This window comes from Synoicihabitans lomoniglobus (assembly GCF_029023725.1).
GTDB classification, from domain to species: domain Bacteria; phylum Verrucomicrobiota; class Verrucomicrobiia; order Opitutales; family Opitutaceae; genus Actomonas; species Actomonas lomonigloba.
Map to the genome: position 1 here is coordinate 3,676,943 of NZ_CP119075.1, position 26,362 is coordinate 3,703,304.

The following is a 26,362-nucleotide window of genomic DNA, read 5'->3' on the forward strand; positions in this document are numbered from 1 at the left end:
GGCGGCCTCATTTGCGTGTCAGCTCCATTGAGAGCCGAACACGCGGCACCAGAATAACGGCTTCCGCGCATGTCGTCCTGTCGTTTTGCGACTACAAGACCGCGCGAGGGGCGGAAAGCCTCGCGCCTTAGTGTCGTGCTTCGACAATAAAGATCTTGCTTGTTGTCGAAGTGCGACACTAAGCATGAACGCATCATGGAAAAGATGCCCAAGGAACTCCTGCAAGGGACGCTCGATTTGCTGATCCTCAAGACACTCTCCACCGCGCAACTGCACGGCTGGGACATTTCCAAACGCATTGCTCTGGTTTCGAATGATCGTCTCTCGCTCAAACAGGGCTCCCTTTACCCGGCGCTGCACCGCCTGGAAGGTCGCGGCTGGATCGAGGCCGAATGGGGCGTATCCGAGGCGGGCCGCAGCGCGAAATTCTATCGCATCACTTCCGCCGGTCGCCAACAGCTCGAAACTGAAAAAGCCCACTGGGCCTCCTTTGCCGCCGCCATGACGAGCGTGCTCAGCATGGAGGAGTCCGCATGATCACCGAACGTTTTCGCTGGTGGCGCACGAAGTTCCGCCGCCTGTTTCGTCGCGGACAACAGGAGATCGCGATGGACACCGAGATGCAGTTTCATCTCGACCAGCTCATCGCCGAATTTCGTGCCGAAGGTTTGTCCGACCGTGAAGCCCGTCTCGCGGCCCGTCGTGAGTTCGGCACGGTTGATGCCTACCGTGAAGAGGTGCGCGATAGTTGGCGTCCACCGGCTTTCGCCGAGGCTTGGCGCAGCGTGACGTTGGCCGCGCGCTCCCTGGTGCGCACGCCCGGTTTCACCGTCCTGGCCGTCATCACCCTCGGACTGGGCATCGGGGCGAACACCGCCATGTTCAGCGTCGTCAACGGCATTGCTTTCAAACCCCTTCCCTACCGCGACGCCGACACGCTCGACTACGTGTTCCGCCGCACGGCGGAAGCTGCTAAAGGCTCATTTTCCGCGCCTGATTTTGAAGACTTTCGCTCCGCGGCTTCCGGCATTTACAGCGACATCGCCGGCACGGCTTTTGGAGACGTCAGCCTCGCGGAACCCGGCGCGCCCGCTGAAATCGCGGACCGCATGCTGGTGACGAGTAACTTTTTCGACATGCTGGGTTTGCCGCCCACGCACGGCCGTGATTTCCGCCCCGAGGAGGACACTGCCGGCGCGGCGGCGGTCGCCATGATCAGCCATAGTTTGTGGCAAAATCGCTTCGGCGCACGCGATGACATCGTGGGGCAGACCATTCGACTCAACGGCGATCCGCACACGGTCATTGGGATCGTGCCCGAGGCGTTCAACGATTGGCGTCATCTCGGTTGGGTCGACGTCTTTTGCCCGCTCGCACTCACCGCCGACCAGCGCGCCGATCGCGGCACGCCGGCAGTCGAGATCATGGCCCGTCGTGCGCCCGGAGTCACCGCTGCAGCCGCCGGTGCCTTTGTTTCCGCGTATGGAGAACAATTGGCGCAGGACCATCCCGACCTGCACGCCGAGAGTTCCGCCTATACCATGGCTGTTCCCGAAATCGTAACGGACAGCGGGTCCAAAGTGACGCTGGGCATGTTGCTCGGTTTGTCGGGTTTTGTCGTGGTGATCGCCTGCTCCAACCTCGCCAATTTCCTGCTGGCGCGCACCATGGAACGGTCGCGGGAATTTGCTGTGCGCTCCGCGTTGGGCGCGTCCCGTAGGCAGCTGCTGCAGCCCCTTTTGCTCGAAGCACTCATCCTCGCGTCGTTGGGCGGACTCGTGGCCATTCTAGTCGCGACCGGGGTGACGGATTGGCTGCGTATCCGCAGTACCGACGACGCCGGCGAACAGGTCGTGATGGCGGTCAATTGGTCCGTCATGAGCTGGGCATTCGTGTGCTCACTCGTCACGGCCGTCGCCTTCGGTCTCGCCCCGGCTCTGTTTGCGATGCGGCTCAATCTCAACGAAACGCTTAAGAGCGGCGGCCGGGGCACCACCGGAGGACGCGGTCACCAGCTTATGCGCCACCTGTTGATTGTCGGGCAATTCGCCCTCGCCATGGTGCTGCTCACGGGTTCGGCGTTGTTCATCAATGGTCTGGCCGAACTCACCGATCGCCGCACCGGTTGGAATTCGGAGCACCTGCTCACCGGCACCTTTCTGCTACCCGAAGCGGAATACCCTTCGCCCGAGAAAATCCGGGCGTTTCAGGACCTGGCCCTCGAGCGACTGCGCGCGCTCCCCGGGATCGCCTCCGTCGGGCTCTCCTCGCATCCGCCGTTCTACGCCGGATCCGAGTCGCGACGTGTTGTGGTGCAAGGGCAGGAGCGTCCACCGCAGGGACGCGAGCCGACTGCCCTGATCAATGTCATCACGCCCGACTATCTGAATACGGTCGGAACGACGGTGCGCGCCGGTCGCGCCTTCGATCAACGTGATACCAGCGATGCGCCGCTCGCCGTCATCATCAATGCCGCCATGGCTGAAACGCTGTTCGAAGGAACCGACCCCATCGGCCGTCGGATCGCCCGCGTCAACGAGTCTGATCTCGCTTGGGCGGAGGTCGTCGGCGTCGTTAGCAACGTAAGCAACACGTTGCCCGATCCGGCCATCACACCCTTTCAAGTCTACGTCCCGATGGCGCAGGAACCACGCACTTATAATGAGATGGCAGTGCGCACCAACGGGGTGGACCCGAACTCACTCGCCTCCGCGATTCGGACGACCATCGCCGATCTCGATCCCGACCTGCCGGTGCGAAACCTCAAAAGTGCCGACGACCGTGTCGCACGCGCCCTTTATCAACTCGGCGTGCTCCGCGACATGTTGACCGGCTTCGCCTGCCTCGGTCTCGCGCTCGCCGCCATCGGCATTTACGGCGTGATCGCCCGCACCATGGCGCAGCGCCGCAATGAATTTGGTATTCGCCTCGCCCTCGGTGCCCAGGTGCAGGACATCACCCGCATCGTGCTCGCGGCAGGCGCTCGGCTTTCGCTCACGGGTGCGGCGTTGGGGCTCATCGGCGGGATCGGTCTGTCGCAATTACTCAAAATGGGCTTCCCCAACATGCAGCTGGAAAACCCATGGATTATCGCTGGTGCCACCGCCTTGCTGGTGGTGATCGCCCTCGTCGCCTGCTACCTGCCCGCCCGCCACGCGGCGCAGATTAGTCCCACCGAGGCGTTGCGAGCGGAGTGAATGAATGCATGGGTTCGGGCCATGCCCCACCTCCTTGCCCAAATCAATATCGCCCTCGGCAAAGCCCCCCTCGACGACCCAATCATGCGCGGATTCACCGAGCAGCTCGATGCGGTCAACGCACTCGCCGAGGCTTCGCCGGGGTTCGTGTGGCGCCTGCAGGATGAGAGTAGTGATGCCACCGCGATTCGGGCGTTTCCAGATCCGCTGATGATTGTGAACATGTCCGTCTGGACAGACGCCGACGCGCTCAAGGCCTACGTTTACAAGAACCAACACGGCACGGCGTTTCGCAATCGCCACGATTGGTTCGAAAAACGCGACCAACCCGGTCTCGCCCTCTGGTGGATCCCGGCGGGCACTCAACCCACGGTCGAGGAAGGCAAAGCGCGCCTCGAAACCTTGGCCCGGCTCGGTCCCACCGCCGAATCATTCACCTTTCGCACGGTCTATCCCGCGCCTTCCTGAGACCACGCAATTTTTCTGAAACTCGGCGAGCAGTTCGCGGGTGTAGAGAGCACCAATTCATGAATTTCCCTTCCTCGTTCCCGCCCGCGAAAACGGTGCTCGTCGTCATATTCAGTGTCCTCTTGGGAGCCTCGCTTCGAGCCGATGACACGACGGCGTCGGCCACCGCCGCCAACGACGAATTCATGCCCGATGTGCAGCTGGCCCCCTTTGTGGTGAACGGCGAACCCCTCGCCATTTCGATTCATGCGCGCACAAAGCGAGACCGGCGCTACGCCGAAGATTTCGCCGAAGAAGTGATCGCCGTCGCCCACGAAACCCTGAACGGATCGACCGGACGAGGTCTCGTCATCATCGGCCGACAAGACGAGCCCCACCCCATCTTCGTTTTCCGCCAATTTCTGGCCATGGCCGAAGCCAACGAACTCGATCCCGCAGTGGCTAAATCCGCGACCGAGCTGACCCGCATCATGCAAGACTGGCGGAAGAAGATGAACATGGATGACGAGGAGAAGAACGAGGAGGACGCGTTGGAGCTCAACATGGACAATGTCATCACCGCCCTGCCCCTACCCCTCGAGGGCGTCGCATCGAAGCTCTATCAAATCGCCTGGAAGGAAAATTTCGAAGTGGACCGCATCGACCAAAAGCTGCGCGTCCTCACGGCGGCGGATTTGGCGGACGATCAGTTTTCCAATTTTCACTGGGTCTACTACTTGCCGCCGCGCAACGCCTTCAATCAGGCGCTCAAAGAGATCCTGCCCGCCGCGATGAAGAAAGAGAAGATGGGCATTTTCAAACGGGCCGCTCTGCGCAGTGCGATTTTTGTGTTTAAACCCGCCATCAAAAAGGCGGTCGAAGGCATGCGCAAAGGCATGCTGTTCATGACGGTCATGCATGCGCGCACCGACTACAGCGACGAGGACATCATGGCGTTGACCGGAGCCTACGTCGAAGTGCTGATGCCGGACTTCAAGTTCAATGGCGGCACGGAACATCAGCGGGCTGTGGAAGCGATTGAGGCTCAAAAAATCAAGAACGAGGAATACGCCCGCAATCCATTCATCACCCCCGACCGCCTCACCACTTTCGACGCGGCGACTTACTCCGCTTTCGAGGGCGAGTATGTATTGGACAGCAAGAAAGCCACGCACTGGTTCAAACGCGACGGCGATACCTACACGTGGACTTACCAGGAAGACGAGCCCCGCACGTTTCATCCCGCGGGCGAACGCCTCTTGGTCAAAGACGACGGCAAGATGACGATCGAGTTCCAGGTCGACGAAACGGGCACGGTCACCGGCGTCGAGGAACGTTGGCATCGCCGCCGCCAAATGGTGGCAAAATTGAAGTGAGGGCGCGGACCGCGGGGTCTTAACTGAAGGCGAACTGGTGTTCGCCCAATCTGCCTGTATCGGGCACTGAACCGAAATCCCCCCACCCCATGAAAAAACTCATCCTGCTGCTCCTCGCATCGGCCACCATCAGTCTGTCCCCGCTGTGGGCCCAGGAGAATCCCGATCGCGATCAGCCGCTCGTCAACATCTCCACCCGAACCACGATCACGCCGGACAATCCCCGCGTCATCGTGGGTTTTACGGTCCCCGGCAATCCCGACCCCGATCGACCACTCTACCCCAAGACGCTCTTGTTGCGCGCCATCGGGCCAGGACTCGCCCAGTTTGCGGTGACCAACGCGCTCGCCGATCCGCAGGTGCAGGTATTCAACGCCGCCGAGGTCGAAATATCCGCCAATTGGAGCGACTTCACTGCGCCGCTCAACCCCGATAATGAGAACGACGCCACCGCCGCCGTTCGCGCCACCAACGCCGCCTCAGTGGCCGAGACCGCCGCCGCCCTGGGCGCCTTTGCGGTGGTCGTTCCCACGGTCGACACCCCCGTCGTGGCCGACTACTCGAACGCGATCGGACTGCCCGGCGGCAACTACACGGTTGTGGTCAGCTCCAAGTCCGGGGGCACTGGCGACGTGGTCGTCGAGGTCTACTCGGTGCACAACTAAACCGCGCCAGTTTTCGGGCGCGTGAATTGAGGTGAAACCTGTCGCCCGTTTGGCGGACTCACTTAGCCATGAAGCGCGCCTCATTTGATTCCGTCCGTGACCACTTTTTCGCCGTTGCCCGCCAACAGTGGCGGGCGTGGCGAGGTTATGTGATATTCTTCGCCTTCGTGTGGGTGCCGCTGCGCTCATCGGTGGTCGACTACAGCCCGGTGCCCACGGGTTCAATGAACCCGACGATCCTCGAAGGTGACGTCGTCTGGGTGAACAAGCTGGCCTATGGCCTGCGCGTGCCACTTACCCAGATCCACCTCGCGACGTGGTCCGAGCCCCGGCGCGGTGACATCATTGTCGTGCTTTTGCCGGAGGACCAAACCCGTCTCGTCAAACGGGTCGTGGGAGTGCCCGGAGATACGATCGAATTGCGCGACAATCATCTGATCCTCAACAGCGCACCGGTCGATTACGGTCCGCCCACGCAGGATTACGGGGCCACCATTGCGCGTCGATTCCGGCCACATGCCGCGTTTGCCGAGGAACAACTCGCCGGGGTTTCGCACCCCGTGATGGGGTTGACGGTGGTATCAGCGCCCCATCGCAACGCCGGTCCGGTCACCGTTCCACTCGATCGCTATTTCCTGATGGGCGATTCCCGCGACAACAGCCACGACTCGCGGGTCTATGGCTTCGCCCACCGGGAAGCGGTGCTCGGTAAAGCCGAAGGCGTCCTGGCCTCGCTCGACATCAACGACACCTACCTGCCTCGCTGGTCCCGGTTTTTCTCCGCATTGCGGTAGTCGGGTCCTGCCGGAGTATCGTCAATTCCTCATGCAGTTGACCCACCTACGGCGCGTGGTTCGCACCGTAGGCCGCGAGCTCGCTCGCGCTCGACCCTCCTGAGCTGACCGGCTTACAACGAAAACCCCGCGACAATCAGACGGATGGAGTCGAGACGCACGCGGGCGTCGCGAATCGCGCCACAGGTTTTCTTGAGCTGTTGTTGCGCGAGTTTGATTTCTTCCGGACGCACGTGGTCGTTGAGTTTCGACAAATCCACCAGGCGTTGCAGGTCGGCTCCGAGCTGCGCCTGCGCGGACTGCTCCGCGGCCGTTTTCACTTGGACCACCTTGCGCTCTGCCAGATCGGTGGCGCCATCAATGAGGTTTTTGAGCAACGCGGGATTAAACTCGGGCCGCTCCAAAAACGGCGCGATCGGGACGTCCTTGACGAGATCGGTCACCGTGGCGACGTCCCACTCAGCGGTGAGATCACCGCCGCGCAAATCGACCACCATCCGCACCGGCTGAGGCGATAGGAACTGGTCCACGTGCCAACGCGAGTCGGCCACCGTTTCGAGCACGAAAACGGCTTCGACGAGAATGTTGGGCACTTCCGCCTCAACCAACCCAAACGCGGTCGTGCCGGTGGGCGAGTTGATCAACAAATCAAGACTGTCGGTGACGAGCGGATGGTCCGCCGAAACGAATCGAATATCTTCGCGCACAATCGCGCGCTGGCGGTCAAACGTCGCCAGCATGCCATCGCGCGGAATGGACGGAAATCCTTCCACGTAGGCGTGATCGGCATCGAGGAAGAAATCGCCTTCCTCGTGGTCTTTCATGCGCACACCAAAGTGCTCCATGAGCTCGGTCACGATGCGGCGCATGGTCAGATCCTCATCCGCTGCGCGCACCGCCGCGATGGCCTCGGCCGCCACTTGGGGATCGAAGGAATTCAGCTCCAGCAAACGGTCCCGGCCGCGATGCATTTTCTCCAGCAACGCGGCACGATACTTCGCCGTCTCGGCGATGAGGGCCTTCAGTTCCTTCGGCTCCGGCGGCTTTTTGCCCACGCCGAAGCGCGTGGCCAAAACCAAGACCCGTTCGCGGAAGGCTTGGGCAAACTCGTTGCCGCCATGCATGGGCTGGGCGAAGGCGTCGAGTCCGTGCTCATACCACTCGACCACGCAAGCCTCGGCGCTGCCCTCGATGTAGGGCACATGAATGCGAATCGTCTCCGTTTGCCCGATACGGTCGAGCCGGCCGATACGTTGCTCGACCAAACCGGGGTTGAGCGGCAGGTCGAAGAGGACGAGGTGGTGGGCAAACTGGAAATTGCGACCCTCGCTGCCGATCTCGGAACAGATCAATAATTGCGCGCCATCGGTCTCCGCAAACCAAGCGGCGTTGCGGTCACGTTGCACCAGTTCCAGGCCTTCGTGAAAGACGCCGGCTTTGGCGGTCATCTTCTCGCGCAACGCCGCTTCGATCGCGACGACTTTGCGCTGGGTGCGGCAAATGATGAGCACTTTGCGGCTCGGATCGGCCTTGAGGAAATCGACCAACCACAGGATGCGCGGGTCATCGCGAAAATTGTGCCGGATCTCGCTCGCACGGCCAGTTTCCTCGGCCTCGAGCTCGCGGGCCACGCGAGTGAGCAACGCGGGCGACTCCGCCGGCAGCGGCACCGGACAAAACTGGCGCGACGGGAAGCCCGTCATGGCCGCACGAGTGTTGCGAAACACCACGCGACCGGTGCCGTGTTGATCGAGCAGCGTGCGCAGCAGTTCGTCGCGGGCGCCGGGTTTACCCTTTTCGAGAGATGCCAGATGCTCCGCCAACGTATCGGGGTCGCGGTCGAAGATTTGCGCCAACTTCTTGTGATCGGCCGCGTCGAGTCGTTTGCCTTCGACGATCTTCTCCGCAACTTCGGCCACCTTGCCGAAGTCTTCGGCTTCGTCGCGAAACGCCTCCAAGTCGCTGTAGCGGTGCGGATCGAGCAGGCGCAGACGAGCAAAATGCCCCTCCAGGCCGAGCTGCGTCGGCGTGGCGGTGAGCAACAGTAACCCGCGGCTCTTTTTGGCCAACGCCTCGACGAGCCGATATTCCGGGCTCACGTCGTCTGCATTGACTGACCAACCGAGATGATGGGCTTCGTCGACCACGATCATGTCCCAGCCCGCCGCGACGACTTGTTCGAAACGGTTCTCGTGCTTGGCAGGAAACTCAACACTGCACAGCGCGAGTTGATCGCTCAGAAACGGGTTCTCCTCCGGGTCGCTGGCTTCGCAATCGAAACAACGTTGCTCGTCGAAGATACTGAACCAGAGATTAAAGCGGCGCAGCAACTCGACGAACCATTGGTGCGTGAGCGACTCGGGCACGAGGATGAGCGCCCGCTTCACTTTGCCCACCGTGAGCAGACGCTGCAGGATGAGACAGGCCTCGATCGTTTTACCCAGACCCACTTCATCGGCCAACAGCACCCGCGGGATCTGCCGCGAGGTGACGGTTTGCAGGATGTAGAACTGGTGCGGGATGAGCTCCAGCCGCCCGCCGAGGAAACCGCGCACGGGCGAAGCGAGAAACTGGGATTTCGCCTGCAGGGCGCGGTGACGCAGATTGAAGACGGATCCCTCATCGGTTTGCCCCGCCATGAGACGATCGAGCGGACCCGCCGCACCGGCGACGTCGGATATTTCATCCTCCACGATGCGATGGCCTCCGCCGACATAGACCAGCAAGCCATCCTGCTCATCGACGGATTCGACGACAAACGTCTCGCCCTTGCGCGTAGCCACCTTTTGGCCTTCGCGGAACTGCACCCGGGAGAGCACCGTGGTGCCCTGCCCATAGAGCCGCTGCTCGCCGGCCGCCGGGAACGACACCCCGATGCGCCCGCCATCCAGGCTCACGACAATGCCCAAACCCAACTCAGGTTCCGGCTCACTTACACAACGTTGTCCGATTCGATTTAACGACACGCTCCCACAACGAACCCGCGTTCGCCCGGTTTCAAAGCGAATTTTAGTCGATCACAAAACGAAGCTCATCCACCGCGAGATATTCGCCTTCCCGCGGGCCGCTGAAACGCACGTAGGCAATCCCTTTGCCACTCACTTCCAGCTCGAACGTCGGCATCGGCTGGCTTGGATCGGTGCGCTGGGGCACGCGCTCGATTCTTACGAAATCCAGTTGATTACCTTCATTATCAAACGCTTCCAACATAGCCGCGCTGCCGGTATGCGCCCAACACCGCGCCACGACGCGACTCACCGGCACTGGAAAACGTGCTTCCAGCGGAATCGGCTCATCGGCCATGGCAGCGAGAATACCTTGGTTTTCCGTGCCGATGTGGGGAAAGAACGTCAGACTGCCCTCGGCGGTGGATTCAGTGGGTTTCCACGCCAATCCGAGCGCCACGCCCTGCTCTTCCCACGTGGGAATCCACTCCCCCAGCGCGCCACCTTCAAAATCCAGCACGGTCTCCGCCGCCCTCGCGGGCGCGGCGAAACACCAAAGCCCCACCACGACCAAGGCGAACGCGTTTCTGAATCGGTGTTTAGCTGTGTCCATCGGTGGTTAAAATAAGAAAACCTTCAGCTCATCTCCAGCCCGCGCATCGTGCCCGTGGACGAGGCGAACTTGTCGTCCTCGATGCCCATCCGCTGCAACATGGAGACAAACAAATTGGGTAACGGATAATTCTGCTGCTTGTCGTGCACCAAATGCTGCCCGTGCTTGAAACCTCCACCCGCCAACAGTGTCGGCATGTTGGTGGTCGAGTGCGCGTTGGCGTCCCCAAGGTTGGAACCATAGAGCACCATCGTGCGATCGAGTAGCGATTCCTCTTCCTCCCGCACGGATTTCAGATCGCTAAACAGTCCGGCCAGCAGCTTCATCTGCCACTCATCGAGGATCTTGAGCTGCTTCAACTTGTCCTCGGATTTACCGTGATGAGACAGATTGTGGTAGTCCTCGGTAATGTTGGCTCCCCGCACCGCCACGACCGGCGTGCCGACGCTGTTGAGCATGAGGGTGATCGAGCGCGTCGAGTCGGTTTCAAACGCCAGCTTGGCCAGATCATACATGTTCTTCACCTTGGCCATGTAGAACGCCGGACTGGACGGGTCGACCGGAGCCTCGACCGCCACCACTGGTTTCGGCCGACGTTCCCAACCCCGCGAAGCCTGCAGACGGTTTTCCAAATCGCGCACGCTGGTAAAATACTGATCCAAGCGATCGCGGTCTCGTGCGCCGACACTGCGTTGCAAGTCGCGCGACTGCCCCGCGATCACATCGAGAATACTGCGGCCTGTATCCAGTTTTCGGATCTGGGCCTCGATCTGTTCCGGCGATCCCTGTAAAAACAACTGCCGGAACACCGCCGCCGCACTTTCCTCCGGCGGGATCGCGACTCCACTGCCCGTCCACGACAAACTGCGCGAAGCGGTATTGACTGCGAGCGTCAGCGACGGAAAACGCGTCATTGGTCCGATGTGTTCGGCGATGTGCTGATCGAGCGAGATCGTGTTCTTAAACGAACTGCTGCCGGGATGCGGCGCGGCCGTCAGAAAACTGATATCGGCCGGATGCCCGCCATCCACATTGGGATGCGACACGCCGCTGAGCACGGTGAAGTCTTCGCGATGATCCCGGAGCAGGTTAAGATAGGGCGAAGCTTGATAATCGCGCCCGGCTCCCGTGGGGAAAAACTGATCGGGCAACAACCCGAGGTTGTTGCAAATGCCAAACATGCGGCGCGGGGTGGCTCCCGGAGCCAACGGCGATGAACTCGGGGCCGCCGCCCGTGCAAAGCCCGGCAGCATTGACTCCAAAAACGGCAACGACATGGCCACCCCGATGCCACGTAGGAACCGACGCCGGGACAACGGGTCGCGCGTCGATACAAAGGGAGCTCGAACGGAAGCGGGGCGTGAAGTTTTCATGGGACGTCGGAACGAGGGGGGGAACGTGAGCTACTTACTTTGGAAGAGGTCACTTTGCACGATTTCGTGCACGAGCGTGCGCATGCCGTAATCGTGCGCGGCAGCGCGTTGCAAAATAGATTCGATCGACGGTCGATCGGAAAAAAGAACCGGCGCGCCGGTCGCATAAATCGTGAGCTGCCGGGCGAGATTGCGCGCGATCGTTTCCTCGTGCTGTAACAAGAGCGCCTTGAAGTCGGTGACATCAGCGAACGGACTCCCGTCGGGCAACTCCCCGGCACTATCGACCGGTAGGCCGAAGTGATACGCAAACTTTTGGCCGTTCATTCCCAGCCCTTCGATCGCCTCCACTTGCTCATCGATCGCGCGGTAACGATCGCGCCAGCCTCCCATCACATCGAAGCTTTCCAACGCAAAACCCGGCGGATCCATTCGCGCGTGACAGGAGGCACAGGACGCATCGGCCCGGTGTTTTTCCAGTTGCTGACGAATCGTCACGGCTCCGCGAATATCGGGCTCGACCGCCGGCACCGGTGGCGGTGGAGGCGTTTGATAACCGAGGATGCGTTCGGTGATCCAGTTGCCGCGAATCACGGGCGAAGTCGTCGTTCCGTTGGCGGTGACCTTCAACACGCTGGCTTGGGTGAGCAGGCCACCGCGCACGGATTCGGCCGGCAACGTCACTTTGCGCATTTTGGCCCCCGCGATCCCGGGCACATCGTAGTGCGCCGCCAACCGCTCATTTAGAAAGGTGAACTCAGAGTCGACGACGTTGCGGGCCGGCAAATCCGCTCGCAGTAGTTCCTGCACAAACAACTGGGTTTCAAAGATCGACGCCTGCTTCAGGGGATCGTCGAGTTCGTAATCGTTATAAAGCGTGGCTGAGGGCGAGGTGTCGTCGAACTTGCGCAGATCGAGCCAATAATCGGTGAACGCATCCACGAACCGACGAGATCTGGGGTCGTCGATGAGTCGATTCGTTTGCGTCCGCAAAACTTCGGGATCGCGCAACTGTCCGTCCGCCGCCAACGCGCGCAGCTCAGCGTCGGGCGTGGAGTTCCACAGAAACAAGGCAAGGCGCGTCGCGATCGCGTAGTCATCGAGGAGGCCGGGAGCTTCCTCGACGAACAGAAATCCCGGCGATGCGAGCACGGCGGTGTAGGCCGAGATCATCGACTGGGCGAAACCGTAGCCGAGCCCGTATTGGCGCTCAAACAAACCGACGAATTGCTCATAGTGATCCGGATTGGCCGGACGACGATAGGCTCGATCCAGAAACGAACGCAGCAGGCGGCGCGCATCCGCCGTGGGATCATTTGATACGACCTCCACCGCCACATCGACGGGCGCAGGCGTTCCCCAACCCGGTCGATCGCCATTTTCCACCGCCTCAGTTGCGACCACCGAAAGCGTCACGGCGGACTTCCCGGCGGCGATCTCTCGCAGCGGCAAATCTTCGAAGAGCACTGCGTATCCACTTTCCGGTGATGCAGGATCCTCGAACGGTCCTTCGACCTCCATCCACTGGACGGCGTAACCGGGCATGCCATCGGGTTGCGCGAGCGGATTGATGTATTGTTCGTTGGTGCCGTTGACGCGGGTGCGGAAGAGGCGCGAACCATCGGTTTGGATGACCTCGTTGGGCTGCAGCACGACATTGATCTCGTGCACGCCGGGTTCGGGCCCGAAATCGAAGGTGCCCAGAAAACGCCCCTGCCCTCCACTTTGCCCGAACACGCCGATCGGCTCAGCGCGCCGCCCGGGCCAGATTTCGTCGAGATTAGGTCGATGCCAAAGCGGCAGCCAATACACCGGTGTTTTGGCGTCGCCGACCCCATTGAAGAACCAGCGACTCACACCGCCGCCGCTGGCCCACAGGGTGTAGCCTTTGAACCGCAGCGTGTAATGCCCGCCCACCGGGGCGCGAAACTTCGACCACCGGTAGCCGCCGGCATCGCTGAACGTGCTCGAGATTTTGCCTACAGCTTCACGTTCGCGCGTAGAGCTTTCCGTGATCGGCGCCCGTCCGGCGCGCACCTCGGGTTGGGCATGACCGTCCAGCACGGGGAACGCATGACGATCGGTCAGCGTGCTGCCTTGGCGCGGCCAGAAATTGCGCACCAAACTGGGTTCATCCCGCGCATAATACCGCTGCGTCGTGGTGGATTGACCCGCAAAGCGCTGACTGAGCGCTTGCCGCAGGGCGTAGTCCGCCGAGCTAAGGTAGCGCGCCATCTGCACATGGGAAACATCCAGCGCGGTGCCGACCTTGTTGAAGCGATGGGCTTCGCCATCAGGGGGCAACCGGTCCTTCAAACGCACCCACGGCAGATTGAGCAGATCGCGAAGGGCATTTTCGTATTCGTAACGATTGAGGCGACGTTGCACGGCACGACCCTCCCGTGCCACGCGCGACTTCTCCGCGTCGGTCAGGATATCGGCGAGAGAGCGCACAAATGCGCTGCGATCTTCGGGCGCGACATGGCGACGTTTCGAGTTCGAGGCTGGCGGCATCTCCCCGGCTTCGACGCGATCATGCATTTTCACCCACCGGGAAAAATTATCCGGATCATCGGCCTGGAATCGAAACGCCTCGAGATCGAGCCCGCCCTCGAGATCGGTGGCATTGTGACAGCGCACGCAGTGTGCCTCCACAAATGATGGCACGATTTCAGCCCTCATTTGCGCCGAGACTTCGATCGCCCCCATACTCGCGGCGACGATCAATCCCGACAGCAACCGACGCGCCAACGCGCGAGGGTTCCGTGTCGCCGACTGGGGTAACAACACCGGCAAAAGGGGCATGGAGGCAGCCTGAACCTCACCTCGCCAATGTCTAGCGAGTCCTGTTCCCTCCGCGGTTGCCGTTCAGTAAATCCGCCTGCGATGGTATCTCGTAAACCTCGATAAGCCCCTGCCCCGACGCATCACCGACTCCTTTCATCTGCACGGTATAGGAACCCGCCGAGAGTTCGACCAGCAGGGCGGCATCGGCGGAACCGGCATCAAGGGCAAACGCCCCAACCGTCGCGCTGGCGGCCGCAATATCCCCTTGGGCATCACCCCAATCGTCGTTCGAACCGATGATCGAGGGCGTCGCGTTGAAGAGATCGATTCGGACGTCAGCCAAGGCATCCGTCACGCCGAAGGTCGCCAGTTGCGGCCCGACCCCGCGAATCAACAGCCTGATGGTGCCTTCTCCCGCCACCACGAAACCCGCCGTGAGAATACTCCCCTCCAAGCCCACCTGCGTGCGCGTGGAAAGGTTCAACAACCGGCCGGAGACGTTGAGACCATCCGCATCGTAGACTTCAACCAGGGCCTGCCCCGCCTCGTCATCATAGTCCTCCACATGAATGGTGTAAGCACCGGGAGAGGGCGTGGCTTGGATTGCCGAGTCCAAATAAGCGGTGAGATCGAAAGCCCCCACTTCGTCGGCCAACAGCGCCAGCTCCAAAGCATCATCCGCCTCGATCCAGTCATCGTTGGCGTCGACCTCGGCCTGCGCGGAATCATACATCGTCAGACGCGGGTCGCCCATGTAATCCGTGACGCCAAACCCCGCCAACGTGGGCCCCACCCCGCGGACCAACAGCAGCTTCGAAGAACCTTCCGTCACGAAGCCCACAATCAACGGCCCAAACGCTCCGCTCGCCCCGGTGCGCACCGACAAATTCATCAATCGAGCCGCCGTGGAAAGCTCTCCTTCCACCGGTTCGAATCGGGTGGTGAGGCCGTAGGATCCCACGTGTGTTCCTAAAAATCCGGTGACTTCGATGTAGTAGGTTCCGGGCATCAACAGTCGTGACCGAAAGCTGAAATTACTGCCTTCCCCCGATTCGTCGTCGAACGCGATCACGTTTTCATCCCCGTCCAATATCCCGCCCAGCGTATCCAGATCCCCGGTCGATGAAACATGCAGGTAGCCCGCCTGGGTCAGCACGACCTGATAGTAATCGATATCAAAATTGTAGTCGATGGCGGCGGAGGTTTCGGCGTCGAGGCCCAGCGACGCCGCGCTCGCAAACGTGTTGCCCACCGTGTCGCCCGCTGCGGGGTCACTGTCAAAACTCACCTGCAGCGTATACTCACCCAGCGTGGAGCCGGAATAGCCTTCCACGAGCACGTAATAGGTGCCGGGCGTGAGCATTCCGCCGATCATCAAAAAATTATCGCCGTCACCACCTTGATCGTTGATGGCATGCAATTCCCCGGCCGCACCGTAAAGGTATCCGTAGGTATCGATGTCCCCGGTCGAGCGGATGGTGAGACTGCCGGAGGTCGTGAGCTGCACGGCGAAATAGTCGTGGTCCCATGAACCCAGTCGGGCAGACACCGTGTCGTTTCTCGAGATGACGGTGGCCGTGGCAAATGTGCCGCCATGGTCATCGTTGTCGCCCACGCCTCCGTAGCTCCCTCCTACATTGTAATTGAACGCGATACCGTAGGTGTCGTCCAACTGCAGCGCGTCGAGATCGCCGACGACGGAATTCATGATCGCATCCACCGATTGAAAATTTTCGTCCGGATGCCCCAACCCCAAAAAGTGACCGAACTCGTGCAACAGGACGCGGTGCAAATCGTCCGTGTCGTCCTCCAATGGTCCGCGATAGGAATCCCACGTGTAGGAAGAATTCACCACAATGTCCGATTCATGACGAAACTGTCCCGTGTCGATGTAGGTGATCGTGATGGCAAGGGCATCGCCCATGTCTTCTCCGTAGGTATTGGAGTCGAAGAACACGTTGTTATAGCCGTTTTCGTCCCCGACCGGCGCCAGCGATCTCGACACCGCCACCATGGTGGTCCGATCGATCTCCGCATTCCATAGCGCGATCACATCGGCGGCGACGGCATCGAAAGAGGTCTTGCCGTCGCGAAGCGGCGCGGACGGGACACCCAGGTTTAATTCCACCCGCACATTTCCGTCGGGCCACGGTGTGCGATTGGAAACAAAACCCAGCAACGTCGAGCCCAGCGACAACGCCAATCCGGTTGTGGCGACGCGGAGAAGGGACCTCCGCCTATTCACTCCGTGCCTTTCGTTCGCGTTCCGTCTTCACCGCCGCCAGAAACCGCTCCAGCGAAACCCGGGCACCATCCTCGGCGTCGAGTCGCTCGGATTGCGGTCCCGTCCGCAGCCGCTGGTCGACGGCTTCGATGGTTGGCAAGACGCGACCATCATCCCGCGTAAGATAGGAGGCCCCCGAAGCCGGCTCCCGCACCACATTGTAGCGACCGTTCCCCCACCCGACCAAGGGACACGCCTGCCGTTCCCCTTGGTGCAGAAACAAAACCACTTCTTCACCACGACGAAACGTCGGCATGCCGTCCACGCGCATCGTCTTGTTGCCCACGCTTCCGCCCAAAAACCTCAAGGTCAGGCCGCGCTCCCGGACGACGCCGTCAACCGACGCCAAGACTTCAAATTCCACTGCCGTGCGCACCAAAGGTCGTCCTTCGTAAACGTCGGCGAATGCGTGAACCCGCGTGACTCGAGCATGCACCACGTCTTCTGCTCGGGTCGCGAGTTCAGGGAAGGTGATCGGACGCAACGAAGTGGCCAGTCCGGCTGATGTCGGGAGCAACATCAGCACCAAAATGACACCGCAGCGCACAGCGCGGCCAAAAATATAGTTCATCGGACTCCTGCTCTTTAGGGGATGTTGAGGTGACGAGTGAATGAACAGGCACCGGCCAGAGCACCTGAGTCAGACGTCATCGGGGCCGACACCCGTGCTGCTGGCGAGTCCAAAACCGAAAATTTTCCGCGCTAATCCCGGGCCGTCTAACCACCGATCCCACCCGCGCCTCCTCAACCCGGTCGGGCGTCAGGCGTCACCGTTCTTGCGGGGGTGAAATTTCGCGTGATGTTCGACCAGGCGCGTTTCTTCGACGGCCGTGTAAATCTGGGTGGTGCCAATGTTGGCGTGCCCGAGCATTTCCTGGATGGCACGCAGATCCGCCCCGCCGCCGAGCAGGTGAGTGGCAAAGGAGTGGCGCAACAAGTGTGGTTTCACCGGCTTGGTGACTCCGGCGCGCTGAGCGTGTTGTTTCACCACCACCCAGACCATTTTACGCGAAATGGCGGTGCCCCGTTTGCTGAGAAACAATTGGCTGCCGGTCTTGCTCGTCTTCACAAAATGCGGCCGGCCGGATTCGAGATAAGCCTTGATCGCGGAGACCGCCGCTTCGCCCACCGGCACGACCCGCTCCTTGGAGCCCTTGCCCCAAACGCGGACAAAACCCTCCTCCAAATCGATCTGCTGCAGGGTCAGTCCGCACAATTCGGATACGCGCAGTCCACTGGAATAGAACAGCTCCAACATGGCGCGGTCACGCAGACCAAACTCGTCGCCACCCGTCGGTGCCGCCAGAATTCGCAGGACTTCCTCCGTCGTGAGGGTGGCGGGCAACTTGCGCCTAAGCTTGGGTCCCGCGAGCAATTCGGTGAACTCGTCGGGACGCACACTATTGTGCACGAGGTAGCGGGCAAACATGCGCAACGCGGACAATTTTCGCGCCGTGCTGGAAGCCGCCAGTTTTCGATCGCTCAGCTCTTCGGCCCACGCGGCGGCATCCGCCCGCGAAACCCTGCGCCAATCACTATGACCACGCTGCGCGAAAAATTCGGCCGCCTGCCGCAGGTCATGTTCATAGGCCTGAACTGTTTTGTCCGATCGGCCCCGCTCCAAGGCCAGGGAAGCACCGAAGTCGGTGATCGCCTCGGCCATGGCCTCCGGCAGATCGAGGTCGGTGACAGGGCGCGGCGGCATGCCATACGTTGGCTGACCACCGGGTCGGTGCAAGCGCTCAACCCGCGCGGTCGCGGTAAAGACGCCGTCCGCTTAGCGGCGACGTCCGCCGCCACCGGGACGACGTTTGAAACCACCGGGAGGAGGCGTGCGCATCCGGTAGGTAATGCGGGCCTTTTCCAAATCGTAAGGGCTCATCTCCATCTTCACCGTATCGCCCGCGGCGATCTTGATGAAATGCTTGCGCAGCTTCCCTGAAATATGGGCGAGCACTTGGTGCCCGTTGGCGAGCTCCACTCTAAACATCGTGCCGGGGAGGACGGCTACGATCTTTCCCTCCACTTCGATCGAGTCTCCGTCAGGCATACAGGGGGACCTTTCGGTCAATAATCAGGTGTTCGGTCATGCAATAATCAGGTGCGCAAAAGCCACTTGTAAGCCAACGATCACACCGCTTAGTCAAGGCTTTACTCCTTTCGACCATGTCAGTTCCTCCCGAGAAGCCGTTCCCTTGCCCGTTTGAAAAGCGGTTTCCTTCCCAATTGGTGCGCGATGACACCTTCTTCATGAGCCTCGCATTCAACCAGGCCATCGACGCCTGGCGGTGCGATGAAGTGCCCATCGGCTGCGTGATCGAGCGCGAAGGCGAGGTCATCGCCTTCGCCCATAACACCGTCGAACACGGTGAAGATCCCACCGCCCACGCCGAGATGCTCGCGATCACGCAGGCCGCCGCCGCGATCGGCAATTGGCGCCTGGAAAACTGCACGCTCTACGTGACGAAGGAACCGTGCCCCATGTGTTCGGGGGCCACGTTGATGTCCCGACTCAAGCGGGTGGTCTACGCCGTGCCCGACCCCAAAATGGGCTGCCTGGGCGGTGCGACCAACCTCAGCGAGCTGCCGCGGGTCAACCACCGTTGCGAGATCACCGCCGGCGGCGTGCTCGAAGACGAATGCCGCGAACTCATCCGCGCCTACTTCAAACTCAAACGCGCGGCTCCGGGCGCATCGTCCGAGGAAAACGGTTCCGGCGATTGACGAGAGGGTCGGGTTTCAGCACGTTGCAAGACTTCAGTATTCAACCCTCGAAGCTCACACAATTATGGCTTACTCACTACCCGCCCTCACCTACGCCGCCGACGCGCTCGAACCGCATTTCGATGCCCGCACGATGGAGATCCATCATGACAAGCATCACGCCGCTTACATCGCCAAGGCCAACGCCGCGCTCGAAGGTCACGCCGACCTCGCCGCCCTTTCCGTCGAAGAGCTGATTTCCGACCTCAGCAAGGTGCCCGACTCCATCCGCGGCCCGCTGCGCAACAACGCCGGTGGCCACGCCAACCACTCCTTCTTCTGGACCATCCTCGGCCCGGGTAAAGGTGGCGCGCCGACCGGCGACCTCGCCGCCGCCATCGACGCCGCCTTCGGTTCGTTCGACGCCTTCAAGGAAAAATTCTCCGCCGCCGGCGTGGGCCGCTTCGGCTCCGGCTGGGCCTGGCTCTACGTCAAGGCCGACAAGTCCATCGCCATCGGCTCCACCGCCAACCAAGACAGCCCGCTCATGGGCGAGGCGGTCGCTGGTATCGGCGGCCAGCCCGTCATCGGTCTGGACGTGTGGGAACACGCCTACTACCTGAACTATCAGAACAAGCGCCCCGATTACATCGCCGCGTTCTGGAACGTGGTCGACTGGGACGCCGCCGCCGCCAACTACGCCGCCGCGATCGCCTGATCCTTCGGCCACTCGTCGCCCAGCAAAAAGCCGTCCCCGACCAAGGGACGGCTTTTTTGCGCCTCAGAGTTTCGGACGACCCTACGGCAGCACGACTGAGGCTTGGGAAACCGATCCCAGCGACGACGCGCTCAGGCGCGTGGACCTGCCGGTCTCCGTATCGAGTAACCAAATACTGCGGGAATTCGCGGCCCGGGCGGTATAGAGCAGGTGACGGCCGTCCGCGAGCCAGACCGGCTCCACGGCATCTTCCGGGGCGCGCGAGACCTGCTTGGCCACGGCCCGGGTTTTGAGATCGAAGAGGCCGATCTGGAAGCCGCGGCCGATGCGCATCGTGAAAGCGATCTTGGTCGGATCGCCGGTGCTCCAATCCGGTTCGGCACAGTAGCGGCTGATATTCGTCGGCAGTCGGCTCATCCGCCCGCCGGTCACGGGCATGACGTAAAGTTGCGGTCCCCCGGCGGCATCCGAGGTGAACAATAATTGGCGACCGTCAGGCGAAAACACCGGGGAGGACTCGACGCCACTCGTTTTGGTGCGGCGCGTGACGCCGCGGCCGTTGGCGTTGGCCACATAGACCTCGGGGTTGCCTTCGCCGCTGAGCACCATCGCCACTTTGGAACCGTCGGCACTGAAGCGCGCGCCTTGGTTGGTGCCCTTGAAACTCACGAAGCTGTTACGCTGCATCGTGCCCAGATCGATCATGAAGATGTCGGCCGCGTTCGAACGGTGAAAACTCGTGTAGAGTATTTTCGAACCATCGGGCGACCAGCGCGGCGACATCGCCGACGCGCCGTCGGAGGTGAGTTGACGCACGCCGCCGAAGAACAAATCACCCGTGTAAACCTCCGTGCGACCGGTCCGCTCCGCAATGAAGGCGAGTTGCGAGGCGAAGAATCCTTTGCCTCCGCCCGTGGACTCCACCGCCACATCGGCTGCTTTCAACAACGCATGGCGCAGGGAGGAACCCGTGACGGTCCGGGACAGCGTCGGCGTGGAACCGCGCGTCACGTCGACTTGCACCCGGTTTCCCGCCACCGCCGTAAAGCGAATGTTGTAAACCGGGTCACTGGTGACACGTTGGTAGCGACCGTGGGCCTCGAAGGCGAAGTTGGCCAACTTGTCGAGTTCCTCCGGACTCGCGCTGACTCGGACCGGAACCGTGGAAACGGCCGTCCTTACATCGACCACGCCGATATCGGTCGCGCGTTGCGCCGCCAGCGGCAGGGAAATCAGAGAAAGCAGCAGAGAAAGAAAAAAGCGATGACGTGTCATGACAGGTTCGAGGCCGGGTTTCCGGCCATTCGTATTTACAGCGTGGGCCAACTAAACAACGTTAAACCCCTTTCGGTCCAACTTCGTTCCCAACCAATTTATCATTCGTGACTCCTGAAGCCATCAAGGAACAGCTCAAGCAGGTAAAATATCCCGGTTTCAGCCGGGATATCGTTTCATTCGGCATCGTGCGCTCCGCCGCCTTCGTCGATGGCACCGCCAAAGTGTCCCTGGCGCTGACCACCAACGACCCCAAGACCCCGCTGCAACTCAAGCGCGAGGTCGAGGCCTGCTTACAAGCTATGCCCGAAATCAAGGAGACGGTCATTGATATCGCGGTCTCCGCGCCTAAAGCGCCCGCGCCGACCGGCGGTGGCAATCTCGCGGGCAACGCCGCGAATTCCGCCCACGCCAAAATCAAGCACGCCGTCGCCATCGCGTCAGGTAAGGGGGGAGTCGGCAAGAGCACGTTCGCGGTGAACCTCGCCTGCGCGCTGGCCAAATCGCTCGCCGATGCCGGACGCCCCGGTCGCGTGGGCCTGATGGATTGCGATATCTACGGACCCAGCGTGCCCCTCATGATCGGGCTTTCCGGTCGCCCCAACATTGAAGGCGATCTGCTCATTCCCATGGAAGCGCACGGCGTTAAAGTCATGAGCATGGGCTTTCTCATCGACGACAACACGCCGGTCGTGTGGCGCGGTCCCATGATCATGAAAACCGTGCAGCAATTCGTCCAAAACGTGAAATGGGGCGAACTCGACGTGCTGCTGATCGACCTTCCGCCCGGCACGGGCGATGCGCAACTGTCGCTGGTCCAAACCATTCCGCTCGACGGTGCCGTGCTGGTCACCACCCCGCAACCCGCCGCTACCAACATCGCCCGCAAAGGCGGCCTGATGTTCCAGAAGGTCAATGTGCCCCTGATCGGCGTCGCGGAAAACATGAGCTATTTCGTCGATCCCGCCGGACAAAAACACGCCCTGTTCGGGGAAGGCGGAGGGGAACTCACCGCCGAAAGTCTCGGCACGAGCCTGCTGGGGCAGGTTCCCCTCATTCCCGAAATCCGCGAGGGCGGTGACGCCGGCAAACCCGTCGTTGTCACGCAGCCGGCAAGCGTCGCCGCCGAAGTCTTCACCCAAATCGGAGCAACCATCTTGGACCGTTTGGCCAAAAAACCAGGGACTCCCGCCCCGGACGCCTAATGTCGCCGAGGGTCCGAATGGGCGCGCCAATGACAGCTGCGCTTCGCTGACATTGACACCGGATATGGACGGACTAAGTTTGTTCGCGACTTACTCAAACTTGGTGTTCTCAACCCTGTCCCTCGGGACACGGAGGCGCTGACAAACTTTGACCTACACTCTTCTCCAAGATCCGGCCCGATCCGTGATCGAAGTTTCGCTTTCATCAGCCGGACTCCGATCTGCGGTGATACCCCACCGAGACCGACGCGTTTACCGCCTTCTTGGAGTGAGTCCGCTCCGGGATCGATGATCGTCACGACGCCGCACCGCCAACTCAAACTCGACTGAAGTGGTATCCATGTCGCACAGAACCAAGACTGCCGAATCTCCCGCCTCCCGGGAGTTCGTGAAGCAATCATCCCTCTATCAAGAGTTCCTGGCCGAACGCGAAGAGATCCTCCGACACAAGTGGATCGAGTCGGAGCGTCTGGGCTACGACATCGGCTTTGAAAAAGCTTTGCTCGATTGGATTCGCAAACACCGCGAAAGCTGGCGCACCGCTCGCCGACCCGACCGGACGCAAAAACAAAACGCGGCCAAATAAATCGTGGTCGGGACGGGCGCTGAACGTCGTCCCGTCCTCCTGCTCCGAAACCGTCGGGGCGTCGCCCCCGACCATAAAAAAACCGGAGTCGCGGTGGACTCCGGTGGAAATTGTGAGCGATCGGTCGGACCGATTACTTGATCTCTTTGTGAACCGTGTGGCGGCGCAGCGAAGGATTATACTTCTTCTTCTCGATCCGCTCGGTGACGGTTTTCTTGTTGCGCGTGGTGAGGTATTTGGAGGCGTATTTACCCTCTTTGCGGGCCTCGGTGCACTCGATGATGACTTGTTCTTGCATGGCTTGAAAGTGTTAGAACGGTCAGAACAACGGTTTCCTCCCCCCTTCCGCAAGCGCAAACTTACCCGGACTGGCATAGGCGGAGCTGTTCCATGCAGGAATGGATGCGATTGATCGAAGGCGGACGATCTGGTTTTGTCCGCGACTTTCCGATCAACCTTCGGTGATGACTTTCTTTTCCGTCAGCGGCAGCATGACACCGCGCCGGAACAGGGTGACCTGACCCGTGCTGGCCGAAACCACGACGGCGATGCACTGCGTCGCCAAACTAATGGCGGCGGCGGCGGCGTGACGACTGCCCAAACCACTGGGCAAAAGGTGTTCGCTGTCGGTGGCCTGGATGAGGCTGCCGGCCGATACGACCACGCCGTCACCTTGAATGACAAAGGCTCCGTCAATGGTCGAAAATTCCTTTACCGTCTCGTCCATGAACGGATTCAGGATGTTGCGATCCTCGTCCTTGTATCCGTAGAACGGGTTCAACACGAGGGGCTTGGTCAGTTTTTCCACCTGCGCGGACGCCCCGACGACGAACAGGCAGCCCACCGGCTTCCCTTCACGACCTTCCACACCCAGTTCCGTCGCCACGGCAATCACGCGCTCGAAGACTTCGGGTTTCACGTCGTCCGGCAGCAAATCGGCATTGCCGGTGAGCAACGTCTGGAATTCCCGTTCCACGTCGACGACACCCACGGTGTCAAACTGGTTGCTCCCCTGCACGCCACCGATGCAGCACAATCGATCGGTGAAGGAAATAATCCCCCGCGTCAGCGCCACGAGAATCGCGCTGCGCACCTGCGCGAGCCGTTGAGGCGAAAACGATCGCACCTGAATCACTTCGGCAAACGCGTCGAAAGCGCTCGTGCCATCCGCCCCGCTTTTGGTCACGAGAATGGATTTGATTTTGGGCGTCCACATGGAGGTATCGATGCCCCCGATGAAGACATCCCCCATCACCAGGATCGCGTCGCACTCCGCCCCCTTGGCCACCCGATCGGCCTCGCGAATCATGAGGCGATTCATGCGGTTTTGCTTTTGGGGCACCCGACGCACCTGCATGCCGCCCAAACCGGCGATCAGACGATCGTAGAGCATGTCGACCGAGTCCGACTCCACCAAACTTTGCACCAGTTCCGGTTCCTTCACCAACCGGGCAATGGCGGCCAATACTTGCAGGTAATCCCGCGATTTCTCATCGGCGAGCAACATGATGACGATGTGGGAGCGTTCACCGTCCGTGCCATCGTGATCGATTCCCGCCCGACTCCGTCCGAGGGCGAGAATGTAACGGCGCCCGAGTTTGGCCCGCACATGCGGCAGCGACACGCCGAGCCCCAGGTAGGTGGTCATGGTGGCTTCGCGAGCCAGCAAGCCGCGCAGCAGCGGCTCCGTCTTGAGGTCCTCGAAGCGTTGCGAGCATGCCGCCAACATTTCGCCCAAAGCCCCCTTCATGGTGGTGCTTTGCAGCTCTACGACACGGCTTCGGGCGATTAATTTTTCCAGCCGCATATCCCGTATCTTCGCCGTTCAGTTCCGACTCACTTCTCCCAGGCGAGAGCGCCTTTTTTGACTTCGTAAAAAAGTCCCAGCACGAGCACAAAGAGGAAGAACATCATCGGCGACAAAATCGCGATGTTGTTGGCCAGGAAATCACGGTAGACGAAGGTCCACGGAATGAGGAAAACGACCTCGATGTCGAAAAGCAGGAACAGCATCGCGGTGACGTAGAACTTTACTGAAAACCGCGTGTGCACGATGCCGTCACCCTTCACGCCACACTCGTAGGCGGTGTCTTTGATCGCATTCGGAGTGCGCACCCGTTGGGCCGCCAAATGATTCACGATCAGGATCGTGAGTCCCACCCCGAGGGCGAGGACCGCTTGAATCAACAATGGCAAATAGGCTGCGGAAGTCATGACGTTACAAATACAGGCGCGACGGTCCCGGGGCTGACAAGGGGAAACTCGTCCGAAACCGTCTATCCATCCACCGAAACGATTCTTTGAGGTAAATTTGACGAACTCCCCACATCCAGCACCTCCGCAAACTCCAACGTCCGGATCTCTTCGGACACGATGGGAAAGCCCGCCTTGCGTCGATGGAAGTTGATGCGATCGAGCATCAACGTGTCCAGCGCCACCGGATCCGCGCTCAACCACATGGTGTGATCCGATACGGTGTAGAGCGAGTTGAAGGCCGGTCCCCCGACAAATTGATACTGCTGCAGGCTGGCGATCGTGAATAACCAGGTCTGACGCAGTTCGGGGATGGCACTCATCTCCGCCACCGCCGCCGGCGCATTGGTCGGGCTCTTCATGAAGCGCGCCGTATTGGACGCGTTCCACAGCGTGGCATTCACCAGCGCTCCGTTCACTCCCAGGGTCGGGTGATCAGTGTAGACCGGGAGGTTGATCCAGAAATCCGCGTCGAGAAACAGCGGGGTGGCCAAAAAGCTTCGACGGTTTTCCTCCAAACGCTGTTGTTCACTGCGATTGGCCCGTTCCGCCAAAAACACCGGATCGAAACGGGAGGGCAACGGGCTGTCATAAAACCACTCGGGGTCATAAAACTGGCCCGATTCCAAAATGTAGATCGGGTGACCTTCGAACGGCGACTCACCCGTGATGAGCGACGGCAGGTAACCCGTGAATCGCAAACGCAACGGATTGAGCCCGACCAAAAAGATATCCTCCCGCCGGTATCCCCGTTCCTGCAGCGCGGCGATCACCGCCTGCACCAGAGGCACCGGTGTCGCCAGCCCGGGCCCGGAATCGGCGTAGATTTTGAGCCCCACTTTCCCTTTTTCCCCCGGCACCAGCCGATGTCCCACTGCCTTCTCGAAGCCCTCCAACAGACGCTCGACTTCCGGTCGGTAGCTCGCGAAGGAGAACCCTTCCAGTTTTGCCTCCCATACGGTGCTGGGGAGTTTGATCGGCGAGGGCGCCGCATCAGTCGATGCTGATTGAGCGGACGCCGTGACGCCGAGAGCCGATATGAACGCGGCACATACGAAAGCAGGAATACGAGGCATGGAAGTGGTTAGACGCGAAGAAAGGCAGGTTTGTTTCCGAGTTTCGGAGCAGACCTTGACAGAGC

23 protein-coding genes are annotated in these 26,362 nt (G+C 60.8%); 10 read left to right on the plus strand and 13 right to left on the minus strand.

Features of this window, described 5'->3' with window-relative positions; all coding sequences use genetic code 11:
• Positions 1 to 195 precede the first annotated feature (195 nt).
• The 6 genes from PXH66_RS14170 to lepB all read left to right on the plus strand — a co-directional run bounded on the left by PXH66_RS14170 (position 196) and on the right by lepB (position 6,479).
• Positions 196 to 537 carry a PadR family transcriptional regulator gene (locus tag PXH66_RS14170; RefSeq protein WP_330929139.1) on the plus strand — a complete coding sequence of 114 codons (342 nt, stop codon included), beginning with the start codon at positions 196 to 198 and terminating at the stop codon, positions 535 to 537.
• Positions 534 to 3,197: an ABC transporter permease gene (locus PXH66_RS14175; RefSeq protein WP_330929138.1), complete on the plus strand. Its 2,664-nt coding sequence runs from the start codon at positions 534 to 536 to the stop codon at positions 3,195 to 3,197. The genes PXH66_RS14170 and PXH66_RS14175 overlap by 4 nt, the downstream gene beginning before the upstream one ends.
• A gap of 21 nt (positions 3,198 to 3,218) precedes the next feature.
• Complete coding sequence (locus PXH66_RS14180) at positions 3,219 to 3,665, plus strand: DUF3291 domain-containing protein (protein WP_330929137.1); 447 nt, start codon at positions 3,219 to 3,221, stop codon at positions 3,663 to 3,665.
• Positions 3,666 to 3,724: 59 nt separating this feature from the next.
• A complete protein-coding gene (locus PXH66_RS14185) occupies positions 3,725 to 5,020 on the plus strand; it encodes a hypothetical protein (RefSeq protein ID WP_330929136.1) in 1,296 nt (431 codons plus the stop codon).
• A gap of 89 nt (positions 5,021 to 5,109) precedes the next feature.
• Complete coding sequence (locus PXH66_RS14190; protein ID WP_330929135.1) at positions 5,110 to 5,685, plus strand: hypothetical protein; 576 nt, start codon at positions 5,110 to 5,112, stop codon at positions 5,683 to 5,685.
• A gap of 68 nt (positions 5,686 to 5,753) precedes the next feature.
• A complete protein-coding gene (lepB, locus tag PXH66_RS14195) occupies positions 5,754 to 6,479 on the plus strand; it encodes a signal peptidase I (RefSeq protein WP_330929134.1) in 726 nt (241 codons plus the stop codon).
• 113 nt (positions 6,480 to 6,592) lie between these two features.
• Here lepB and rapA read toward each other — a convergent pair whose 3' ends face one another.
• The 8 genes from rapA to infA all read right to left on the minus strand — a co-directional run bounded on the left by rapA (position 6,593) and on the right by infA (position 18,531).
• The gene (gene rapA, locus PXH66_RS14200; RefSeq protein WP_330929133.1) at positions 6,593 to 9,445 is read right to left on the minus strand and encodes an RNA polymerase-associated protein RapA; all 2,853 of its coding nucleotides are present in this window, start codon (positions 9,443 to 9,445) and stop codon (positions 6,593 to 6,595) included.
• 43 nt (positions 9,446 to 9,488) lie between these two features.
• Positions 9,489 to 10,037 carry a hypothetical protein gene (locus PXH66_RS14205; protein WP_330929132.1) on the minus strand — a complete coding sequence of 183 codons (549 nt, stop codon included), beginning with the start codon at positions 10,035 to 10,037 and terminating at the stop codon, positions 9,489 to 9,491.
• Positions 10,038 to 10,060: 23 nt separating this feature from the next.
• Complete coding sequence (locus tag PXH66_RS14210; RefSeq protein WP_330929131.1) at positions 10,061 to 11,410, minus strand: DUF1552 domain-containing protein; 1,350 nt, start codon at positions 11,408 to 11,410, stop codon at positions 10,061 to 10,063.
• 30 nt (positions 11,411 to 11,440) lie between these two features.
• Positions 11,441 to 14,215: a DUF1592 domain-containing protein gene (locus PXH66_RS14215; protein WP_330929130.1), complete on the minus strand. Its 2,775-nt coding sequence runs from the start codon at positions 14,213 to 14,215 to the stop codon at positions 11,441 to 11,443.
• A 31-nt stretch (positions 14,216 to 14,246) separates the two neighbouring features.
• Entirely contained in the window at positions 14,247 to 16,325 is a 2,079-nt protein-coding gene (locus PXH66_RS14220; RefSeq protein ID WP_330932051.1) for a matrixin family metalloprotease, read from the minus strand.
• A 109-nt stretch (positions 16,326 to 16,434) separates the two neighbouring features.
• On the minus strand, positions 16,435 to 17,052 hold the full coding sequence (locus PXH66_RS14225; RefSeq protein ID WP_330929128.1) for a hypothetical protein: 618 nt from the start codon (positions 17,050 to 17,052) through the stop codon (positions 16,435 to 16,437).
• Between the two features lie 189 nt (positions 17,053 to 17,241).
• Entirely contained in the window at positions 17,242 to 18,186 is a 945-nt protein-coding gene (gene xerD, locus PXH66_RS14230) for a site-specific tyrosine recombinase XerD (RefSeq protein ID WP_330929127.1), read from the minus strand.
• Between the two features lie 72 nt (positions 18,187 to 18,258).
• Positions 18,259 to 18,531, minus strand: coding sequence for a translation initiation factor IF-1 (gene infA, locus PXH66_RS14235; RefSeq protein WP_330929126.1), 273 nt, complete (start codon positions 18,529 to 18,531; stop codon positions 18,259 to 18,261).
• 116 nt (positions 18,532 to 18,647) lie between these two features.
• Here infA and PXH66_RS14240 point away from each other — a divergent pair, with 116 nt between their 5' ends.
• A complete protein-coding gene (locus PXH66_RS14240) occupies positions 18,648 to 19,205 on the plus strand; it encodes a nucleoside deaminase (RefSeq protein ID WP_330929125.1) in 558 nt (185 codons plus the stop codon).
• A gap of 64 nt (positions 19,206 to 19,269) precedes the next feature.
• Entirely contained in the window at positions 19,270 to 19,902 is a 633-nt protein-coding gene (locus PXH66_RS14245) for a superoxide dismutase (protein WP_330929124.1), read from the plus strand.
• An 81-nt stretch (positions 19,903 to 19,983) separates the two neighbouring features.
• On the opposite strand, the gene PXH66_RS14250 is transcribed toward PXH66_RS14245, so the two are convergent.
• The gene (locus tag PXH66_RS14250) at positions 19,984 to 21,177 is read right to left on the minus strand and encodes a biopolymer transporter Tol (RefSeq protein ID WP_330929123.1); all 1,194 of its coding nucleotides are present in this window, start codon (positions 21,175 to 21,177) and stop codon (positions 19,984 to 19,986) included.
• A gap of 107 nt (positions 21,178 to 21,284) precedes the next feature.
• Here PXH66_RS14250 and PXH66_RS14255 point away from each other — a divergent pair, with 107 nt between their 5' ends.
• Together PXH66_RS14255 and PXH66_RS14260 are read left to right on the plus strand one after the other, a co-directional pair.
• The gene (locus tag PXH66_RS14255) at positions 21,285 to 22,382 is read left to right on the plus strand and encodes an Mrp/NBP35 family ATP-binding protein (RefSeq protein WP_330929122.1); all 1,098 of its coding nucleotides are present in this window, start codon (positions 21,285 to 21,287) and stop codon (positions 22,380 to 22,382) included.
• Between the two features lie 340 nt (positions 22,383 to 22,722).
• The gene (locus PXH66_RS14260) at positions 22,723 to 22,968 is read left to right on the plus strand and encodes a hypothetical protein (protein WP_330929121.1); all 246 of its coding nucleotides are present in this window, start codon (positions 22,723 to 22,725) and stop codon (positions 22,966 to 22,968) included.
• A 133-nt stretch (positions 22,969 to 23,101) separates the two neighbouring features.
• Here PXH66_RS14260 and rpmG read toward each other — a convergent pair whose 3' ends face one another.
• The 4 genes from rpmG to PXH66_RS14280 all read right to left on the minus strand — a co-directional run bounded on the left by rpmG (position 23,102) and on the right by PXH66_RS14280 (position 26,297).
• Positions 23,102 to 23,266, minus strand: a complete 165-nt coding sequence (rpmG, locus tag PXH66_RS14265; protein WP_330929120.1) for a 50S ribosomal protein L33 — start codon at positions 23,264 to 23,266, stop codon at positions 23,102 to 23,104.
• A gap of 153 nt (positions 23,267 to 23,419) precedes the next feature.
• On the minus strand, positions 23,420 to 24,718 hold the full coding sequence (locus PXH66_RS14270; protein ID WP_330929119.1) for a diadenylate cyclase: 1,299 nt from the start codon (positions 24,716 to 24,718) through the stop codon (positions 23,420 to 23,422).
• 86 nt (positions 24,719 to 24,804) lie between these two features.
• Positions 24,805 to 25,182, minus strand: coding sequence for an NADH-quinone oxidoreductase subunit A (locus tag PXH66_RS14275; protein ID WP_330929118.1), 378 nt, complete (start codon positions 25,180 to 25,182; stop codon positions 24,805 to 24,807).
• 62 nt (positions 25,183 to 25,244) lie between these two features.
• Entirely contained in the window at positions 25,245 to 26,297 is a 1,053-nt protein-coding gene (locus PXH66_RS14280) for a DUF362 domain-containing protein (RefSeq protein ID WP_330929117.1), read from the minus strand.
• Positions 26,298 to 26,362: the final 65 nt, after the last annotated feature.

Coding starts and splice junctions, on each gene's coding strand:
- PXH66_RS14170 (WP_330929139.1), top strand. CDS start 196: ATGGAAAAGATGCCCAAGGAACTCCTGCAAGGGACGCTCGATTTGCTG.
- PXH66_RS14175 (WP_330929138.1), top strand. CDS start 534: ATGATCACCGAACGTTTTCGCTGGTGGCGCACGAAGTTCCGCCGCCTG.
- PXH66_RS14180 (WP_330929137.1), top strand. CDS start 3,219: ATGCCCCACCTCCTTGCCCAAATCAATATCGCCCTCGGCAAAGCCCCC.
- PXH66_RS14185 (WP_330929136.1), top strand. CDS start 3,725: ATGAATTTCCCTTCCTCGTTCCCGCCCGCGAAAACGGTGCTCGTCGTC.
- PXH66_RS14190 (WP_330929135.1), top strand. CDS start 5,110: ATGAAAAAACTCATCCTGCTGCTCCTCGCATCGGCCACCATCAGTCTG.
- lepB (WP_330929134.1), top strand. CDS start 5,754: ATGAAGCGCGCCTCATTTGATTCCGTCCGTGACCACTTTTTCGCCGTT.
- PXH66_RS14205 (WP_330929132.1), bottom strand. CDS start 10,037: ATGGACACAGCTAAACACCGATTCAGAAACGCGTTCGCCTTGGTCGTG.
- PXH66_RS14210 (WP_330929131.1), bottom strand. CDS start 11,410: ATGAAAACTTCACGCCCCGCTTCCGTTCGAGCTCCCTTTGTATCGACG.
- PXH66_RS14215 (WP_330929130.1), bottom strand. CDS start 14,215: ATGCCCCTTTTGCCGGTGTTGTTACCCCAGTCGGCGACACGGAACCCT.
- PXH66_RS14225 (WP_330929128.1), bottom strand. CDS start 17,052: ATGAACTATATTTTTGGCCGCGCTGTGCGCTGCGGTGTCATTTTGGTG.
- xerD (WP_330929127.1), bottom strand. CDS start 18,186: ATGCCGCCGCGCCCTGTCACCGACCTCGATCTGCCGGAGGCCATGGCC.
- infA (WP_330929126.1), bottom strand. CDS start 18,531: ATGCCTGACGGAGACTCGATCGAAGTGGAGGGAAAGATCGTAGCCGTC.
- PXH66_RS14240 (WP_330929125.1), top strand. CDS start 18,648: ATGTCAGTTCCTCCCGAGAAGCCGTTCCCTTGCCCGTTTGAAAAGCGG.
- PXH66_RS14245 (WP_330929124.1), top strand. CDS start 19,270: ATGGCTTACTCACTACCCGCCCTCACCTACGCCGCCGACGCGCTCGAA.
- PXH66_RS14250 (WP_330929123.1), bottom strand. CDS start 21,177: ATGACACGTCATCGCTTTTTTCTTTCTCTGCTGCTTTCTCTGATTTCC.
- PXH66_RS14260 (WP_330929121.1), top strand. CDS start 22,723: ATGTCGCACAGAACCAAGACTGCCGAATCTCCCGCCTCCCGGGAGTTC.
- rpmG (WP_330929120.1), bottom strand. CDS start 23,266: ATGCAAGAACAAGTCATCATCGAGTGCACCGAGGCCCGCAAAGAGGGT.
- PXH66_RS14270 (WP_330929119.1), bottom strand. CDS start 24,718: ATGAAGGGGGCTTTGGGCGAAATGTTGGCGGCATGCTCGCAACGCTTC.
- PXH66_RS14275 (WP_330929118.1), bottom strand. CDS start 25,182: ATGACTTCCGCAGCCTATTTGCCATTGTTGATTCAAGCGGTCCTCGCC.
- PXH66_RS14280 (WP_330929117.1), bottom strand. CDS start 26,297: ATGCCTCGTATTCCTGCTTTCGTATGTGCCGCGTTCATATCGGCTCTC.